Consider the following 946-nt stretch of genomic DNA (forward strand, 5'->3'; position numbering starts at 1 on the left):
ACTGTATTGCACAGGTGTTGTAAAGTTTTGGTTTGCTTACGGTCGCAAGATTAATGAATTTGAACGTTAAGGCGTGGGTTTAGGTAAGCTAAGTAAGGAATTCACGTGATGAAGGTCAATTGCCCATGTTGGTCTTGTGACCGACATGAGAAAAATGGAGCAGTACAAAATAAAGCCGTCGGTAATCGGATTGAGCTAGATGTATTGTTGTTTGCAGGTGATAGTTCTAGCAGCGGCTTAGTATGTTGTTCCATTGTTTCATGGCTGCAGGAGACAACTCCTGCAGCGGCTTAGGTTAATTTTTCCGCCCATGGTGGTCTTGTGACCGACATGAGAGAAAAGGAGTAGCGCATATTAAAGCGGTGGGTGATCGGATTGAGATAGATGTATTGTTGATTGCTGTTGATAGTTCTAGTGGGGTTTAGTATGCTTTTCCTCTGTTTCATGGCTGCAGGTGACAACACCTGCAGCGGCTAAGGACTATGTGGTAGCCCATGTTGGTCTTGTGACCGACATGAGAGAAAAGGAGTAGAACATATTAAAGCAGTGGGTGATCGGATTGAGATAGATGTATTGTTGTTTACTGATGAAAGTTCTAGTGGGGTTTAGTATGCTTTTCCTCTGTTTCATGGCTGCAGGAGACAACTCCTGCAGCGGCTTAGATCGAAAATGATGGTGTCTAATTGTGAAAGATTGTATTGCACAGGTGTTGTAAAGTTTTGGTTTGCTTACGGTCGCAAGATTAATGAATTTGAACGTTAAGGCGTGGGTTTAGGTAAGCTAAGTAAGGAATTCTCGTGATGAAGGTCAATTGCCCATGTTGGTCTTGTGACCGACATGAGAGAAAAGTAGTAGAACATATTAAAGCGGTGGGAGATCGGATTGAGTTAGATGTATTGTTGTTTACTGATGAAAGTTCTAGTGGGGTTTAGTATGCTTTTCCTCT

This window comes from Marinoscillum furvescens DSM 4134, from assembly GCF_003386095.1.
Classification (GTDB): domain Bacteria; phylum Bacteroidota; class Bacteroidia; order Cytophagales; family Cyclobacteriaceae; genus Marinoscillum; species Marinoscillum furvescens.